Source organism: Roseofilum capinflatum BLCC-M114 (genome assembly GCF_030068505.1).
GTDB lineage: Bacteria > Cyanobacteriota > Cyanobacteriia > Cyanobacteriales > Desertifilaceae > Roseofilum > Roseofilum capinflatum.
Window position 1 is genome coordinate 1 of record NZ_JAQOSO010000101.1, and the last position, 17,930, is coordinate 17,930.

Annotated in this window: 13 protein-coding genes and 1 tRNA gene; 10 read left to right on the forward strand and 4 right to left on the reverse strand. The window is 46.4% G+C overall.

Going from position 1 to position 17,930, the window contains the following annotated elements; genetic code table 11:
• The first annotated feature begins 870 nt into the window (after positions 1 to 870).
• From PMG25_RS19045 to PMG25_RS19055, 3 genes are all read left to right on the forward strand, one after another.
• Positions 871 to 4,029, forward strand: a complete 3,159-nt coding sequence (locus tag PMG25_RS19045) for a hybrid sensor histidine kinase/response regulator (RefSeq protein WP_430540979.1) — start codon at positions 871 to 873, stop codon at positions 4,027 to 4,029.
• A 102-nt stretch (positions 4,030 to 4,131) separates the two neighbouring features.
• Complete coding sequence (gene isiD, locus PMG25_RS19050; protein ID WP_283768480.1) at positions 4,132 to 4,353, forward strand: protein IsiD; 222 nt, start codon at positions 4,132 to 4,134, stop codon at positions 4,351 to 4,353.
• A gap of 173 nt (positions 4,354 to 4,526) precedes the next feature.
• Positions 4,527 to 5,468 (forward strand): calcium/sodium antiporter, encoded by a 942-nt coding sequence (locus PMG25_RS19055; RefSeq protein ID WP_283768481.1) that lies wholly within the window; start codon positions 4,527 to 4,529, stop codon positions 5,466 to 5,468.
• Here PMG25_RS19055 and PMG25_RS19060 read toward each other — a convergent pair.
• Positions 5,429 to 6,790 (reverse strand): hypothetical protein, encoded by a 1,362-nt coding sequence (locus PMG25_RS19060; protein ID WP_283768482.1) that lies wholly within the window; start codon positions 6,788 to 6,790, stop codon positions 5,429 to 5,431. The two genes, PMG25_RS19055 and PMG25_RS19060, sit on opposite strands and share 40 nt — an antisense overlap.
• Before the next feature lie 5 nt (positions 6,791 to 6,795).
• On the reverse strand, positions 6,796 to 8,145 hold the full coding sequence (locus tag PMG25_RS19065) for a hypothetical protein (protein WP_283768483.1): 1,350 nt from the start codon (positions 8,143 to 8,145) through the stop codon (positions 6,796 to 6,798).
• A gap of 100 nt (positions 8,146 to 8,245) precedes the next feature.
• Here PMG25_RS19065 and truB point away from each other — a divergent pair, with 100 nt between their 5' ends.
• Both truB and PMG25_RS19075 read left to right on the forward strand, forming a co-directional pair.
• Entirely contained in the window at positions 8,246 to 9,139 is an 894-nt protein-coding gene (truB, locus tag PMG25_RS19070) for a tRNA pseudouridine(55) synthase TruB (protein WP_283768484.1), read from the forward strand.
• Between the two features lie 9 nt (positions 9,140 to 9,148).
• A complete protein-coding gene (locus PMG25_RS19075; RefSeq protein ID WP_347178883.1) occupies positions 9,149 to 9,943 on the forward strand; it encodes an SAM hydrolase/SAM-dependent halogenase family protein in 795 nt (264 codons plus the stop codon).
• A gap of 24 nt (positions 9,944 to 9,967) precedes the next feature.
• Here PMG25_RS19075 and PMG25_RS19080 read toward each other — a convergent pair.
• Positions 9,968 to 10,041 (reverse strand) — tRNA-Arg (locus tag PMG25_RS19080).
• Positions 10,042 to 10,080: 39 nt separating this feature from the next.
• Here PMG25_RS19080 and moaC point away from each other — a divergent pair.
• On the forward strand, positions 10,081 to 10,599 hold the full coding sequence (gene moaC / locus PMG25_RS19085; RefSeq protein ID WP_283768486.1) for a cyclic pyranopterin monophosphate synthase MoaC: 519 nt from the start codon (positions 10,081 to 10,083) through the stop codon (positions 10,597 to 10,599).
• A gap of 316 nt (positions 10,600 to 10,915) precedes the next feature.
• Here moaC and PMG25_RS19090 read toward each other — a convergent pair whose 3' ends face one another.
• The gene (locus PMG25_RS19090) at positions 10,916 to 12,637 is read right to left on the reverse strand and encodes an Rqc2 family fibronectin-binding protein (protein ID WP_283768487.1); all 1,722 of its coding nucleotides are present in this window, start codon (positions 12,635 to 12,637) and stop codon (positions 10,916 to 10,918) included.
• A 95-nt stretch (positions 12,638 to 12,732) separates the two neighbouring features.
• Here PMG25_RS19090 and PMG25_RS19095 point away from each other — a divergent pair, with 95 nt between their 5' ends.
• From PMG25_RS19095 to PMG25_RS19110, 4 genes are all read left to right on the forward strand, one after another.
• The gene (locus tag PMG25_RS19095; RefSeq protein ID WP_283768488.1) at positions 12,733 to 14,007 is read left to right on the forward strand and encodes an energy transducer TonB; all 1,275 of its coding nucleotides are present in this window, start codon (positions 12,733 to 12,735) and stop codon (positions 14,005 to 14,007) included.
• Between the two features lie 30 nt (positions 14,008 to 14,037).
• Entirely contained in the window at positions 14,038 to 15,879 is a 1,842-nt protein-coding gene (locus PMG25_RS19100) for a hypothetical protein (protein WP_283768489.1), read from the forward strand.
• A gap of 190 nt (positions 15,880 to 16,069) precedes the next feature.
• Positions 16,070 to 16,987, forward strand: coding sequence for a heterocyst differentiation master regulator HetR (gene hetR, locus PMG25_RS19105; RefSeq protein ID WP_283768490.1), 918 nt, complete (start codon positions 16,070 to 16,072; stop codon positions 16,985 to 16,987).
• Between the two features lie 148 nt (positions 16,988 to 17,135).
• The gene (locus PMG25_RS19110) at positions 17,136 to 17,927 is read left to right on the forward strand and encodes a Tic22 family protein (RefSeq protein WP_283768491.1); all 792 of its coding nucleotides are present in this window, start codon (positions 17,136 to 17,138) and stop codon (positions 17,925 to 17,927) included.
• Positions 17,928 to 17,930 lie beyond the last annotated feature (3 nt).

Sequence of the window (17,930 nt, forward strand, 5' to 3'; positions counted from 1 at the left end):
TCCTCAACAGAAGACGCTCTAGAGTTAGAGGATTTCAGTGACACAGAAGACTTAGGAGACCTGTCTCTCGCAGACGAAACGGGAGAGAGCGAGTCAGAAGACATATTTGGATTAGAAGAATCCTCAACAGAAGACGCTCTAGAGTTAGAGGATTTCAGTGACACAGAAGACTTAGAAGAGCTTTCTCCAACTCAGAAAACACAAGAGAGCAGTGCGGAGAGTGACGATTTACTTGAATCACAAGAATCTTCAACTGACTTAGATTTAGAATCTTCTGATGTAGAGAACCCGAATGAAGTGGATTCAGAAGCATTAGAAGAACTAGAGAGTTCTACTGAAATGATGCCACAGTTAGAAGATCAAGAGGCAGAAGAAGTTTTAAGCGAGTCAGAAGAAAACAGGGATGAGTTTGATTTAATGATGGGTTCAGAACCCTCAAATGTAACTGATAATGGATCGAATTCAGATACAATTGTTGACGACTTTTTTGAGATATCAGATTCTAGTCCATCAACTCCCTCTTATTCTGCCTCAATAGATTCAGAGGACTTCTTTGAAGCAGCCTCTATGGATGTTGAGGAGGGACAATTGTCTAGTGATCCTGAAGATTGGATGGGAAATGATGGAGATGGAGAAACTACAGCAGAAACTGAACCTTCTCCAGAATTGAGCGAAGCAGAAAGTTTGATGGAGGATCTCGAAGATTCTGAAGTTGATGCAGTAAGCAGTCAATTGGAAGTTGAAGATCAATCTGACTCTAATTTACCTGAAGAATTAGTGAATCAAGAGTTAGAATCCCTAGAGTCAGAACCCTCCGAGATAGAGGATCTGGACTTAGGAGAGGATGCTTCGGAGTCAGTTAGTGAGGAGATGGATCTGGATTTAGATGGGTCTTCAGATTTAGAAGCGTTGAGCTTAGAAGAGGATGCTTCGGAGTCAATTGGTGAGGAGATGGATCTGGATTTAGATGGGTCTTCAGATTTAGAAGCGTTGAGCTTAGAAGAGGATGCTTCGGAGTCAATTGGTGAGGAGATGGATCTGGATTTAGATGGGTCTTCAGATTTAGAAGCGTTGAGCTTAGAAGAGGATGCTTCGGAGTCAGTTAGTGAGGAGATGGATCTGGATTTAGATGGGTCTTCAGATTTAGAAGCGTTGAGTTTAGAAGAGGATGCTTCGGAGTCAGTTAGTGAGGAGATGGAGCTAGATTTAGATGGGTCTTCAGATTTAGAAGCGTTGAGCTTAGAAGAGGATGCTTCGGAGTCAATTGGTGAGGAGATGGATCTGGATTTAGATGGGTCTTCAGATTTAGAAGCGTTGAGCTTAGAAGAGGATGCTTCGGAGTCAATTGGTGAGGAGATGGAGCTAGATTTAGGTGTAGAGGAAAGTGAGTCCTCTGAATCAGCAGATTTATTCGATTGGACTTCTGAATCAGCAGATGCAGAATTGGATGAAATGACTGATACAGATCCGAGTGAAAGTACATTAATCCAAGAAATGGATGAGTTGGAATTTGGGGATAGCTTAGATCTTGATGAACCGGTGGTGGAAGAAACGTCTGAAAATCTCGATGGTTTAGATTTTTCCTTGGAGTTGGAGGAAAATGAACCGGAAGATCTGTCAACCTTATTTCCAGATGAAGAAGCAAAGTTAGATGATGAAGGCAGTCTTGAGGATCTCGATGAGCTGAATTTGTTTGGAGAGGATTTAGAGGGGACGGGTGATACCTTAGAGAATTTAGATTTTGGTGATGATTTAGCGCTTGCGGATGGGTCTTCTGAGAGGTGGCAAGAGTTAGAGGCTTTTTTGGGAGAAGAGAAAGAGCAGCGTGAAAATATTGAAATCTTTACCCAGTTGGAGGCGTTTTTAGATGCACCCGTGACTTTACCGAGTCCATCTTTGCCTCAAGCGGTGAGTCATAAACCTGCGGAGGTTGTGCAAGACACTGAAGATGGTGATATCTTTGGTGAACTGGGAGATCTGATAGATCAAACAGATCAGGTGTTAGGGGGGCCGCCAACGGTTAATGTGGCAACGCCGCGATCGCCTAAACCCACGAAACGAGTTGAACAAAATATGCGGGTTCCCATCAAACAACTCGATAACCTCAGTAACTTGGTTGGGGAATTGGTGGTGAACCGCAACAGCTTAGAGCAGAACCAGGAACGACTGCGCCAATGTTTAGATAACTTGCTGTACTTGGTGCAGCAACTGAGTGATGTGGGGGGCAAAATGCGCGATCTTTACGAGCGTAGTCTTCTAGAGTCCGCACTGCTGAGTTCTCGTCACAGTAATCGTAGCTCCTTCTCTGGTGGAAATGGATCGGGAGAGTCGGGCCAAAATGATGGTTGGGATCATATTGAAATGGATCGGTTTACTCCCTTCCATACTCTGTCCCAAGAAACTATTGAGTTAATTGTCCGGGTACGGGAGTCTTCGTCTGATATCGAGTTTATTGTCGAAGAAACCGATCAAGTGACGCGCCAATTCCGCCAAGTCACCACCCAGCTACAAGAAGGGTTAACCCGGACGCGAATGGTTCCCTTTGCACAAACGGCCGATCGCCTACCGGGAGCAGTACGGCGCATTGCCACCGGTTTGAAGAAGCAGGCAGAAATTCAGATCGAAGGGAAAGACACTCTGATCGACAAAATGATTCAAGAGCAGTTATTCGATCCGATGACTCACCTGATCAATAATGCCATGACCCACGGGATTGAAAGCCCAGAGAAGCGTAAGCAGTTGGGCAAACCTCCAGCCGGTAAGATTACGGTTAGAGCGTTCCACCAAGGAAACCAAACAGTAATTTCCGTTTCTGACGATGGTGCGGGAATTAATATCGAGCGAGTCAAAGGGAAAGCTCTGGAAAAAGGTTTAATTACCCCTCAAGAAGCCCAATCCATGTCTCGTTTAGATATCTACGATTTGTTGTTCCATCCTGGGTTTAGTACCAAGGATCAGGCGGATAATTTCGCCGGTCGAGGGGTAGGGATGGATGTAGTGCGAGTGGCGCTTCGAGACATTCGCGGGGTGATTACAACCGACTCAGCAGAAGGACAAGGGACAACTTTTACCATTCGTTTGCCGTTAACCTTGAGTATTTCTAAGGCACTCAGTTGTATTAGTAACCATGCCAGAATTGCCTTCCCCATGGATGGGGTGGAAGACATGCTCGATGTTCCCAAAGAGCGGATTTATGAAAATTCAGAGGGAGTCAATTGTATTAAATGGCGGGATACGGAGCTACCTTTTAGGCCCCTCTCAGAGTTGTTGCAGTATAACCGAACGATTGGCCGGGGACGAGTGTTTGCTGGTTCGAGCGAGGATGACATTATCTCAATTGTGATTTTGCGAAGTGCGGGTCAGTATTTGGCGCTTCAGGTGGATCAGGTGTTAGGAGAGCAAGAGATTGTAATCAAGCAGTTAGAAGGGCCGATTCCTAAACCGGTGGGTGTAGCGGGAGCGACGGTACTTGGAGATGGTCGGATTATGCCGATCGCCGATGTTCTAGAGTTAATTGACCTGTCGATGGGTCGTTCTCGACAGAATATTGGCATGTGGGAAGAAGTGGTTCCCCCTGAACCGGAACCGATTGACAAGTCTGAACCGACAGTGTTAATTGTGGACGACTCAATTACGGTGCGCGAGCTGTTATCGATGACGTTTGTGAAGTCTGGATATCGGGTAGAACAGGCTCGAAATGGATTAGATGCTTGGGAGAAATTGCGAGCAGGTTTGCCGTGTGACATGATTTTCTGTGATATTGAGATGCCCAAACTCAACGGTTTGGAGTTGTTAGAGCGTCTTCAGGGGGATGAAATACTTAAGCAAATCCCCATGGCGATGTTGACCTCACGGGGTGCGTCTAAGTATCAGCAACATGCGGCATCCTTGGGAGCCAAGGGCTATTTCACCAAGCCTTATTTGGAGGAAGCCCTGTTAGAAGCGGCTCAACGGATGCTCAAAGGAGACAATCTGTTAGAGGGAGATCTCTCTGAGGCGACTTCTGAGGAGGCGATCGCCGAAAGTTAGCCCGTCTTGTACATCCCCATTGCATCAGCGATATAAAAACCAGAGATCTAAAATGGGATAAGATAGGGTTGATACACAGACGGTGCAATGGGAGGCTCAACTATGGCAATGCTCACTATCTCCAAGCAGGCAATTTCTCAGATGACTTCAGAAGATATCGCCATGCTCGCCAACCGTTTGGAAAAAGATGAGTATAGTAATGCTTTTGAAGGGTTAAGGGACTGGCATCTATTGCGGGCGATCGCCTTCCAGCGTCCTGAAATGGTAGACATCGTTCAACCCTATCTCTATTTATTAGATATGGAAGCCTACGATGAAGCATAGACCACACCAGGAACCCAGGGGAAGAAGGATGTCGCAGATCAGACAAGCGTTCATCCTTTTTCCTCTTTATTGAATCGATTGACGTATCATTTCATCTTCCCCAAGCTAGACTGGATCGGGTTTTACGCCGATCCAGATCGTTCCTCAATTTTCTTTGTTTAATTATCCGATCTATGACATCTGTAATTCTTCTGTGGTCTGTAGTTTTTGTTATTAGTTTAGCAGCCTTAATTAAATCCGCCGACTATTTTACCGAATCAGCCGAAGTTTTAGGATTATTTTTCCGCTTTCCCTCCTTCATTGTCGGAGTCTTACTCTTATCTGTTGGCACATCCCTACCGGAACTACTCTCGTCCCTCGTTGCCGTTTTCGATAACTCTTCTGAAATTGTTTTTGGTAATGTTCTCGGATCGAATATTGCCAACATTTTCCTCATTGTCGGAGTCGCAGCCGTTGTTAGTAAAGGAATTATTCTAGAATACGATTTAACCCGAGTTGATCTCCCCCTACTGTTAGGTTCAGCCTTACTTCTCATTCTCGCTGTAATTAATCAACAATTTTCCCAAGGTGAAGCCATTTTTTGTATTCTTGGATATATCGTTTACCTTTTCTACACCCTCAGTCATCGCAGCGAAGAAGACGATATAGACAACCCTCGTCCCCAAACGTTTCCCATTAAAGCAACCCTTATTTTAATTGTTAGTTGTATTGGATTATATTTTGGTGCAAATTACACCATTCAATCCGTCACCAAAATATCAGAAGAATTAAATATAGGAAAACATATTATTGCCGTTAGCGCTGTAGCCCTAGGAACCTCTTTACCGGAATTAATTGTTAGTTTAAATGCAGCCCGCAAAGGCAATGCAGAAATGGCCCTAGGAAATGTAGTTGGCTCTAACATCTTTAACTCCCTAGTCGTTATGGGAATTCCCGGATTAATTGCCGAATTAGAAATCAACCAAGATTTACTCATTATTGGCTTACCGTTTTTTGCCGCCGGAACTCTTTTATTTTATACGGTTACCCAGGATAAAAATATTACTCAATGGGAAGGTCTGTTGTTTTTTGTCTTTTATGGGTTGTTTATTGCCAAGTTCTTTGATTTAGTTTGAAGGGTTGCGGATTTTTCCTCCCCTTGCAAGGTTTCGACAATACGGTTAGCAATATATCGGGAAAAAAGTTGGTTACCCAGAATAGTGTAGTGGCAACAATCATCCTTATATACCGGTTGAGCTTCAGCATCAAAAATGGTTACCGCATTGAAAACATTGACCCCATTTTGTTGTAATTGATCGATAGCATCGATTAAAACCGGATAACCCTGTCTGACGGGTTCAGCATAAACTTGTTCTGGATTAATAGCTTCTTTTTGCTCTTGGGGAGTAAATTGACGTTGGGTCAGATAATATTGATTCGGTTGCAGAAAATGGAAGTATAGCCCATTTTGACTTGTTAAAGTTTGATGCATTAAAACAGAACTGTTTACCCAAGTTTGCGCGATTTTAGAATAGAGATTTTCGGGTGTTGTTTCTGGATCGGGGGGATTGAGATAAAACAGGCTAAAGGCGTTAGACGTAGGATCTAACATGAGTTGTTCTGAAGTTTTCTTTTGCTGCTGTTTTAAGAACTGTTGATAGTCGAACCGCAAGATTTGATCGTAAAATTGATGACCCATATAACATAGTGCAAACCAACAAGTATTTTGGTGACTTTGGAGACTGCGAAGGGTAGCATTATATTCACGGGTTTTAATCGCTATTTGTAGATCTTTATCGGAGAATTGATGATTTCCCAAATTGACTAGGGCTTTCATCAAGGAAGCATTGGGTAAGGATAAGTGGATATTTTCGGGATAATTAAGGCTCGATAAGGCAACTTCATTAAAGCCATCAATGTTAATCACCATATCAAAAGATTGTCCCAGGGATAAAAAATAGTTGAAGACTAATAATTGCTGAGGTTGTTTATAGCCTCCCTGGGAAAAATTTAAGATCATAATTTCTCGATCCGCAAATTGGGGAAGTTGCTGGAGTGTATTGGTGATAATTTGATACTGAGCTTCCGTATTGGCGATCGCCACCGCACCCGATCCGCCAAAAATACCGATCAGATACTGGCGATCGTTTTCTTTCAGCACAGGATAATCCCTGGGTGAACCAAATTGATAATTATTAATCGTTGGCTCTTCTGGCTTAAAATCAGTATAGCCAAAATAAGGGTGTAATCGTAACTGTAAACTATCTTTCAACTCAATTCCCGTATTTTCCCTTTCCTCCAGTTGGGAATAGGTTGGGTTCGAGGCTGGGGAGCGTGTATAAAAAAACTGCCACCTTGTCAGTCCATACCATCCAAGGGATAGCAGCTCTAAAGACACTACAATAGTGCTGATATTGATTAAAATAACTTTAATCCATTTTGGCTCAAACTTCACCATGATCGCTATAGATTCGATTGACTGAGGGTCAGGGCAATTTGACTGGCCACAAAGTTAGCAAAAATATTTCTTCCTTTTTGATTATAGTGGCAACAGGTATCAATATAAACGGTATCGGTCTCGGAATCAAAAGCAGTGACCCCATTGACAAAATACACCCCTGTGTCTAATAGTTTCTCACTGGCTGCGACTAAATAGGGATAACCGGATGTTACTCCATCAACATAAGGATTACGGGTATTATTTTCTGGGGCAAATTGCTGTTGTTCTTCTGGACTAAACTGCCGTTGAGTAGAATGATATTGATTCGGTTGCAAGACATGGAAATAGGGAATATTCTGGGATTGCAGAACTGAATACATGGCTAAAGAAGACTGTACCCATATTTGGCTCATTCTTTCATAATCTGTTTGTCTTCCTTGACTCTCCCAAGGCTGGAGATAAATTAAAGATTCATCGGGGGTGGTAGACTTTTTGCGCCGATCTTCAAAGTCTTTGAGGCGATCGTAATAGTTCTTGATTAAAACCCTTGAACGGATCTGTTCCCAAGCGTAACACAAGGACAAGGCGCAGTCTTTTTGGGCTTGTAAGCTCTCTTTGAGTTTGTCTTTAATTTCAATGACCTCAAGCATGATTTTCATTTGTGCTGTCGAGAGGTTATTATTGGCTAACTGCACGAGAGGCATGACTTGCAGAGCGCTTGGCATGGAAGGGGCGATGTTTTTTTTAACATTATTGTTGGCGATCGCGACTTCATTAAAGCCATCAATATTAATGACTAAATCTAGCTCTTGACCTTGGGATAAGAAATAATTTAGGGTTAGGAGTTGTTGGGGTTGCTTATATCCCCCTTGGGCAAAATTCAAGAGGACAATTTCTTTATCGCTAAATTGAGGTAAGGTTTGTAGGGTTCTGGTGAGGGTCGGGTTTTCAATTTCATTCATATAATAAAAGGTGGCCACCGAACCGCCAAAAATACCCACCAGTACCTGATTGGAATTTTGGCGTATGTAGGGATAATTAACTTGGGAGACCAAACCATAATTATTGGCATGAAATACGGACTGAAACTCAAAACCGCCAAATCCGCTTCCGGGTTTAGAGATATAGCCAAAAAAGGGATGTAAGATTTCTGTGATATTTTGTTCTAAACGAATACCCTGTTGATCGAGGTTAATGGGATCGTCTTCTGGGCTGGTGGAGTCCTGGGGCGATCGCCAATAATACAGTTGTTGATGTTGAGAGGCATAAAAACCTAAACAAACGCCCTCTAAGAATAGGAACATCAGAACCAGGTTGATTCCCAGAATTTTGATCCCATTCCCTAAAGAAGGCAATTTTATCCGTCCTTTCATCGATCTACCCTCAACCCAGGGCTGAGTCCTGTTTAATCAATCGAGTAATATAGCACGATCTGGGGTAATCTAGGGAGAGAAGCTCAGTTCCATCCCCTGAATGACGTTTGGATTTCTCAACCTTAACAAACCCCCTGGTTACACTTCCCATGATTGTGTGGCGCGGGTACGTCGTTTGTTACGAACTAAGCGGGTTGGCCATGGGGGAACCCTAGACCCGGCGGCGGTGGGAGTTCTGCCGATGGCCCTGGGGAAAGCGACCCGTTTGTTACAGTTTTTACCTCAAGATAAGGCTTATAAGGCGACAATTCGCTTTGGGGTGCGGACACAAACGGATGATTTAGAGGGAGAGACGATCGCCTCTCAACCGGTTCCTGATTTAAGTTTAGAGTCAATTCAGTGGGCTTTAAGTCAATTTCGGGGCAAAATTGAGCAAATTCCCCCCATTTATAGCGCCATTCAGGTGGGGGGAAAACGTTTATATAAAATTGCCAGACAGGGGGAGACGGTTGAAGTGCCAGCGCGAACGGTGGAAGTGTATGATATCAGCATCTTAGATTGGCGGCCGGGGGACTTTCCAGAGCTGGATGTGGCCATTTCTTGCGGGCCAGGAACCTATATTCGGGCGATCGCCCGCGACTTAGGCGATCACGTTAACACGGGCGCAACCCTCGCCCACCTGACTCGCACTCAAAGCAGTGGATTTTGCTTAGACGAAAGTATTACCCTTGACGAATTAGAACAACAACTACAACAGCAAACCTTTACCCCTATCTCTCCCCACAGTGCCTTAAGTCATCTTCCAGAGTGCATCCTCTCCACCTCCCAAGTGCGCTCCTGGTTCCATGGTCAACAATTGCCGATCGCCGGTGAAGATCTATCCGGGGGAGTCGTGTGCGTCAGTTCCCCAACCGGCGAATTTATGGGTATGGGAGAACTTAAACAAACGAATCTAGAGTGGGGGTTACATCCGAAAGTTGTCTTTTCTGATTAAATGAGGGGAATGACTATGCCCAGAATTTTGACCTTATTAACCGATTTTGGTCTGCAAGATCCCTATGTGGGAGTGATGAAAGGGGCGATCGCCCAAATTAATCCCCAGATTAGAGTCATCGATCTCACCCACGATCTACCGGGGCAAAATTTAGCGGCTGCTCGGTTTGCCCTGATGACTGCCTATCCCTATTTTCCAGATTATACGGTGCATGTGGCCGTGGTCGATCCGGGAGTGGGAACCGATCGCCGGACGATCGCCCTAGAACTGCCCCAAGGGTTTTTAGTCGGCCCCGATAATGGCTTATTTAGCGGCATTCTCAGCCAACATCCCATCATTAAAGCCGTTGAATTAACCAATCCTGACTATTGGCGATCGCCCCATCCCAGCGCCACCTTCCACGGCCGAGATATTTTTGCTCCTGCGGGCGCTCATTTAGCCAATGGGGTAGCGATCGAGCAGTTAGGCGATTTGATCGATCCCGATACCCTAATCGATTTTTCTATTCCCCCCTATACCCAAGAAAAACACTATATTCGAGGAGTCATCCAATCCATTGACCATTTTGGGAACCTGGTCACCAATATTCCCGCAGAAGTGGTCAATGATATTCCCTGGTCAGTGATTTTAAACGAAGAAATTATTGTTGGCGCTCAAACCTATAGCGATCTCCCCACGGGAAAGGCGATCGCCCTCATCGGCAGCCATGGCTGGGTAGAAATTGCCGTGAATTGCGGCAATGCCCAAAAAGAACTAAAGCTCACTTGGGGCGATCCAGTTCAACTGCTGATCTACACCGAGTGAGCCAATGGGGTTAATTGAATGAAACGGGCTAGGAGGGATTCGAACCCCCGACACCGTGGTCCGTAGCCACGTGCTCTAGTCCACTGAGCTACAAGCCCTTAACTGTCTAGAAAACTAATATAGCACATTTATTGCTTATGACACAAGAAAATTGTTCTAATTCCGAATTAAGCCATGTGAATGAGTCTGGAGAAGTGCAGATGGTGGATGTTTCCGCAAAACCCGCAACGGTGCGGAAGGCGATCGCCGGTGGACAAGTGCGAATGCAACCAGCCACCTTAGAAGCGATTCTAGCCGGGAATGCCCCCAAAGGCGACATTATCGCCACTGCTAAACTTGCAGGAATTATGGCTGCCAAACAAACCGCCCAACTGATTCCCCTCTGTCATCCCCTACCCCTACAAAAGATTGAAGTGGACATTAAACCCGATCGCCAATTACCCGGTTATCAAATTGTAGCCACCGTCAAAACCACCGCCGAAACTGGGGTGGAAATGGAAGCGTTAACGGCGGTTTCCCTGGCAGCGCTGACGCTCTATGATATGGCTAAAGCTTTAGATAAGGCGATCGCCATCGAATCCATCCATTTAATCGAAAAAACCGGCGGTAAATCCGGCCATTACAGCGCGAAGCGCTGTAATGGTGTACAGTCTTAAAGGCTCAAAGCCATGTACCACAACCCTATTCCCTAGCGCGTTCATGTCCGCGAAGCGGAAAGCGCTATATCGGGCGGCGATCGGGTTCCCCCCATAATGAGAAAAAGCCAGCTAGAACCTAGCTGGCGCTGAATCGATATCATGAATATCAATTGTCGTTTCCGAAAATCCTGACTGCGCGTTCCCACAACACGAGGAGGATTGGTCTCTTATGTCTCTCTTTACCAATCGTAACAGAGAACCGGATTTTTTTTAATAAAAGTTCATACTTAACAGTTTCCCTTTTGATAACTATTTATAATCAAAGATCGCAGTTCTATTTCACCACTGCATCCTGGGGGCATCCCCAAAGAATCCGCTCATGCTTATAGACCACCATTCCCGGTTGAGCGCCTTTTGGTTTATACACCGATTTCGGCTCGGTGTAAACCACCGGAACCTGCTTACTCTGCCGTCCTTGGCTATAATGGGCCGCTAGATTGGCCACAAACTGGAGGTCTTCAGGATCGGGAACCTGTCCCGGATCAACTCGCATCAAGATATGACTTCCAGGAATCTCCTGGGTATGGAACCACAGATCGTAAGCTCCGGCCAGTCTAAAAGTTAGGCGATCGTTTTGGCGATTATTGCGACCGACGAGAACTTCAAACCCACTAGGGGTTTGGTAACGATGGGGTTGGGAGTGGGTGGGACTGCGTTGATAGTCCGAGTCTGGAGAGTCTAAATACTTTTGTTCAATTAATTCTTCCCGTACTTCTTCGAGGATAGATAAATCCTCAGCCGTGCCATACTCAGAGACTTGTAGCAGGGTGGTTTCCACTTGTTCCAGATAGCGCTGTTCCGCTTCAACAGCTTCTAAGAGGGGTTGAACCGCGAGTTGGGAGCGCTTGAGCTTTTGGTGCTTTTTGTAGAGAGCTTGGGCATTTTGTACGCCATTTTTTTCCGGATTGAGAGGAATTTTAACCGGTTTTCCGGTTTCAAAATCAGCCAGTTCGATCGCCTCCATTCCCGGTTTCCATTCATACAAGTGGGCCATCAATAAATCGGCTAAATAGCGATAGCGATCGGCATCCTGAGACTGATTCAACCGCTCTCGGAACAACAGCGCCTTTTGATGGAGCTTGCCTAAGAGCGATCGCACCTTTTGCTGAAGTTGATGATGGAGTTGACTAAACTGTTGCCGGTTGAGCTGCTCGGTATAATACCGACTGATTAAATTTTGTACGGACTCCACTGCCTCCACCCGATCCCAAGGCATCACCGTATAGCCCTTTTTATTCCATCCGGGCGTAAAACTTCCCTTTTGCAAACTCTGTAACCAATATTGCCAGCGCTCAAATAAAAGAGACCAATCGGCATCGCTTAAACTGTCCGTCGGTTGATGGGGGGCGATCGCCGTCCCCGATAGCCAAGACTCAATCAACCGGGGACTTAACCCCCGATAACTTTGCAGTAATTGGCGCTTGAGTGGCCCCGGAATCAATCCCACCCGCTCCCGAAAAGCACTGAATGACTCTTCCAACGTCGGTATCCGATTCGTCAGGGCTGGGGGATTCACATAGGGTTGTCCGGTGAGAATGGGGCGTACACTCGACTGCTGCTCGCTCACCTGATGGGCCGCCGTAACAATCATATGCTCCTGATTGAGCAAAATCACGTTACTATACTTCCCCATCACCTCCACAATCAAATGCCAGAGAATCGGATCGCCCGGTCGTTGGGCAAACTGCAAATCAACAGCCCGCTCCCAAGGGGCAATTTCCGCAATAGCAACCAGAGCTAACCCATTGAGTTGATGGCGTAATTGGTCGCTAAACGTAAACGTATCCGGTGCTTTCGGAGGCGGCTTACTGATGGCTAAATGGGCCGCTTGCGGATGCCAACAGAGCGTTAACCATCCCCGCCCCTGAAGCGTCCGCAGGGCAAGGGATAGCATAAAGCGATCCTGTTGAAACACCTGCTCTAAGCGAGCCGGTAACCAGCGATCGCGCAAATCAGCACAAATCGCCATTAAAGTAGTAAAATCAACCGGTTGCACAATGAATTACGTTGTAATTAGCCAAGATCTGTAGTATAGCGGTTAGGATCGCAATACAGTAAAAGCCGCCCCGACCTAGCTAACTCTGAACTCTCATGACCTACTCTCCCCTGTTTCCTCAGCAACGTCAACCCGCTCTCCAACCCTTTTGGATTGCCACGATCGCCTCCGTTGCCTTTCATGGCCTATTGTGGATTAACATCCCCATCCGAAGTGGCAGTCCACGCCCCTCCCTCGATGCCGTTGATTTAGTCGAGCTGACTCCCGAACAATTGGAGCGCCTACCCAATCTCAACAGCCCCTCCCAACTGACGCTCCCTCCCATTAATCCAGAAGCTTGGCAACAGCAACCCCTTCCCAACCCTCCAGGGAATCCTTCGGCGAATAGTTCCAGTGCCGAAAATCCCTCTTCCTTTGTCTTACCCCCACCTCGCGCTTCTCTGGAGTTACCCCCGCCTCCAGTGTTGCAACTGCCTCCCATTTCTTCGACTCCTCCTTACCGAGAGCCTTTAGTTATCCCCACTTTACCCCCGCCCCCTCCGTCGAGTCCTCCGGTTTATGATGATGCCAATCCTTTGCCGGTGCTACCTCCATCCGATTTGGATTTAGAGATTAATCGGTTGGCAGAAAACCCAGAAGAAAACACCGAAACGTCCTCACCTCCCCAACCTCCAGAGCCGACAGGAGAAGAAGAACAGCCAGAACCAGAAGAGCCAGGCGTATTACCCGATAGCATACCAGAAGCGGCGATCGCCGATTTGCGTCGTCGGCAAGAACAATATCGCCAACAAGCCGAAGCCTCAGAAAACCCAGAAGAGGAAATCCCAGAACCCGAATCTTCTCCTGTTGCTGCTGTTCCCCCAGAAGAGGAAATCCCAGAACCCGAATCTTCTCCTGTAACTGCGCTTCCCCCAGAAGAAGAAACGCCAGAACCCGAGGCAACCCCAGAACCTGACGATCCCCTGTTAGCAGAAATTCAAGCCTTGCGAGAGGCGATCGCCTATAATCCAGAAGGAACCAGCGATCAAGAAGCCACCGCCGCCCTAGAATCCTGGTTTAACAACATTCCCGATCGGTATAAAAATGAAGACAATACTTCCGGTTGGAAACAGAAAGAGCTAAACGTGCCCCTACCCGAACTTGCCTGTCGAAGCCAACTGCAAGGACGAGCCACCATTGGCGTATTAGTGAATCCTGAAGGCGAAATTATACGAGAAGCCAAGTTAATTCAAAGCACAGGATATGCCATCTTAAATGAAGCAGCGTTACAAAGTGTGCGATCTTACGCTTTTGAGCCAACGGAAATCCATCAGTTATATTTAATTGAAGTCATTTTTGAACCCCTAGACTCCTGTAGTGCATCAACATAACTAAAGCATTTTATCAATTAGCTAGAGTGCATGAAATTCCTTAAATTCTCTACCCTCACTCTCCTCTTCCTAGGTTTGCTCACCGGGACTCATCCTACCCCCTCTGTTGAACACCAATCCCCCGTTTCAGAAGAAGAAGCCTCTAACTTTGAAGCCAGAAGTCTTGCCCTGCGGCAACAGATTGCTTCCCAAGATTTAGAAGACCTAGAAATCTGGTGGCAAAAGCGGAGTATAGGCGACCCCCATAAATACCTGCTGCCGGTCATCCTTGCCCGTCTGTCGCTTCCCAATGAATATAATGCCGAAACCACCTGGCAAGCCCTACAACGACTTAATGAAGCCAAAACCGATCTCTATCACTTCCGCAGTATTTTTGACATTCGTATCCTGTTTCAGTTTGGCGCAAATTTACCCCAAGCCTTAGAAGCAGACTATCGCAGTCAACTCGACAGCAAGCGAGTGCAAGAGTGGAATGAGGCAGGAACCGAGAACCATATGTTTATGCAGCGCGTTTCGGGGTTAGCCTTGATGGATGGGAGCGGTTGGCCGATGGCTTATCCGGCAACTGAGGCAACGAACGAGGCTTGGTTGCGATCGGAAATTAACAAATTTCTCACCATTGGCCAAGGGGAATTTCACTCCTCTACCTATTATGGCTATTCGATCGCCGGACTGCTCAATCTCTACGATTTTGCCCAAACCCCAGAACGCCAAGCCTTAGCCAAAGCTGCCCTAGACTGGTTAGCCACCAATATGGCTCTGAGGTTAAGTTGGGGAACCGCAGGCGGGGCAGAAAGTCGCGGATTTGACCGAGGAACCTGGGATCAGAGCGAATTAGCAGCCGTGGCTTGGATGTGGTGGGGAGACCAGCCAGAAACGGCTGAACGCATTCGATCAGGTGCTGCCAGAGTCGGACTTCCAGCCGCCTTGAGTACCTATCGCCCTCCCGAACATTTAAGGACGATTGCCCAGAAAAAGATTACCCTACCCTTTGAACTGCAAGCCAGCCATCCCGCCTACTATTCCTATCACCAGGATAATCAGTTTTGGGAAACCTTCTATATCACCCCAGATTACAGTTTAAGTACACTCATTAATTCTCGCCGTTCCTATCAAGTCAAAGGAACCATTAACGCCCAGTATGCCACCTATAAATTAGTGGTGCGAGACCCCCAAGGCAAGAATAATGCTGTCATCTCCTTAGCCGGAACCTACCACACTCCCATGGCCACCGGTAGCTCACCGGGGGATCAATATTTGCAACATCAAGGAACTGTCCTCTACCAACTGCGCCTTTCTCGTGAAGATTTGGCTGCTGGAGTTCCCCCCTTATCCCATCTGGTTTTACCCTCACGCTATGGCGAACCTCAACGATATCAGGACTGGTATATTTGGCAAGTTGAAAATACCTGGCTGTTAGCTCGTCCCTGGGGAGATCAGATCGAATGGCGCTCATCCGTCTCTGAACACCGTAAACAAGTAGACTATCAAGTGCTGGCGGCCCATGGCAAAAATACAGCTTGGATTACGGAAAGTGTTTCCACTAAAGATTATTCGAGCTTCCGGGAACTGACGCAAGCTCTGAGCCAAACCCAACCCCAGTTGAGCCAGACAGGTTTAAGCTATCGCAGTTTACCTAAACCGAGTGAAAATGCATCGGAGTCTACCGAATTATCCTTAAGCTATATTCCCAAAAGTGGTAAGGGACTGGGGAGAATCAACGGTGAAGTTAGAACTCTCGCAAACTGGCCAGTTCTAGAATCTCCCCTGATCGAACAACCTCTAAACGAAGGGACTTTAGAGTATGAAAATGGCGATCACCTCTGGCAGTTGCAAAGTACACCCACCGGCCCCCAATGGGAAACACGGTGAACTGCCTATTGCCTATTGCCTATTGCCTTTTGCCTATTGCCTTTTGCCTTTTGCCTTTTGCCTATTCCCTATTCCTGACAATCATGAGTTAGGATAAAGGTACTCAAGCTTATCCGAACTGAGGTAAGCGCCCTGTTTTTGCTCCCCAATTCCTTCCCTATTGTTAACCTTGCCGGATTTTAGAAGTGATATGACTAATGAAAATGATCTGATTAAACGTCTGGGTCCGAGTGCGATGGATCAGATCCTGTTATATCTAGCCTTTATTGCTATGAGGAATAGTGGCCATCGCCATGGGGCTTTCTTAGATGCGGCTGCTACGGCTGCTAAATGCGCGATTTATACAACCTACATGGAGCAGGGGCAAAACCTGCGGATGACGGGGCATTTGCACCACATTGAACCCAAACGAGTGAAAGTCATTGTCGAAGAAGTCCGGCAAGCTCTGACGGAAGGAAAACTGCTGAAAATGTTGGGGTCTACTGAACCCCGCTATCTAATTCAATTCCCTTATGTGTGGATGGAAAAATATCCTTGGCAACCGGGAAAATCTCGCGTTTTAGGTAATAATTTAGTTTCGGAAGAAAAACAAGATATTGAAGCTAAACTGCCCCCCCATCTGCCGGATGCCCAAGTGATTCCCTCATTCCAGTTTATGGATCTGATTGAATATTTGCATACGCGATCGCAACAAGACTCGAATCTTCCCTCTGACCGACAACTTCCCCTCAGCGAAGCTCTAGCCGAACATATAAAGCGCCGTCTGATGTATTCGGGCACAGTTACTCGTATCGATGTGCCTTGGGGAATGCCCTACTATGCCCTCACCCGCTCTACCTATACTCCCATTGATGAAGAAGAGCGCAAATATGTCTTAGTGGAAGATACCGCCCGCTATTTTCAACTGATGCAAGAGTGGGCAGAAAGTCCGACCCAGGAAAAACCCCGTGTTATGCGTCTCCTGGAAGAAATGGATATTCCCCCAGAACGCTATGAACAAGCTATGGAAGAACTCGATGAAGTAATTCGGGCTTGGGCAGACCGCTACCATGAAGAAGGGGGAAAACCTATGGTGCTTCAGATGGTGTTTGGCCCCTTGGAACCCTAGAGGGTGTGATAGGAACTGGGTTTTGGAACTCAATGGGAGGGGTTCGAGTCAGAAGTATAGAGTCTATAAACTGGCACAGAATCAAAATTCCCCCTAAGATTTAGGGTGGAATTGCTATGTAAATCCATGAATATTGAGGTAAAGAAGGTTGATTCAATCATTGGTTCAATGGGGAACTCGCGTAAGTTTGATGGGAACTCTACTATTGAGTCCTGTGGTTGGGATGAGCTTGATGCCCCCAGCCGCTATTGCTATTCCTGAAGCGCAAATAGAGAGAAAGTTAGCGGGTGTTCCGGTGTATGCCATTAGTGATGAACAAGGTGTTTTACTGACGGTTTCAGTACCCCGCAATCAAGAGAATCCCGATCAGGGAAGAATCTCTTTAACTCGTGTGTTTATTAGTCAAACGGATGCCCAAAGCTTTTTAGCTCAGGTGCGGGAACAGAATCCTGATATTCCTCAAGGGATGGATGCGCGGGCGATTCCGTTAAGTGAGGTGTATAAGTTACATCAGGAATATAAGGATGCAGAAGAGCCGTTGATTTTTCAGTTTCAGCCCAAGGATGAACAGGTCGATCAAGCTCGGAGTGTGTTGCAACAACAGGGAGATGCCGAATTAGCGAATGAGTTTCGGGGTGTGCCTCTGTTTATGGCGAAAGCGGGGGAAGATCAGGGCTATTTGACGATTCAAAATGGCGATCGCCAAGCGGTTTTGGCTTTCTTTGACCATGGAGACCTGGAGCAAGCTCTAGCAGAGTATCAAAAACAGAATAGTGATGCCAGTTCCCAGATTGTAGTCCAAGTGACGACTCTAGAGCGATTGATGGATTTGTTGATCACCGAGGATGATCCATTTTTGCAAAAAGTTGAGTTAATTCCGACACCCGAATCTCGTCAGTTTCTGCAACGAGAAATGGAACGCCGCCAGTCGGGAAATTAAGGA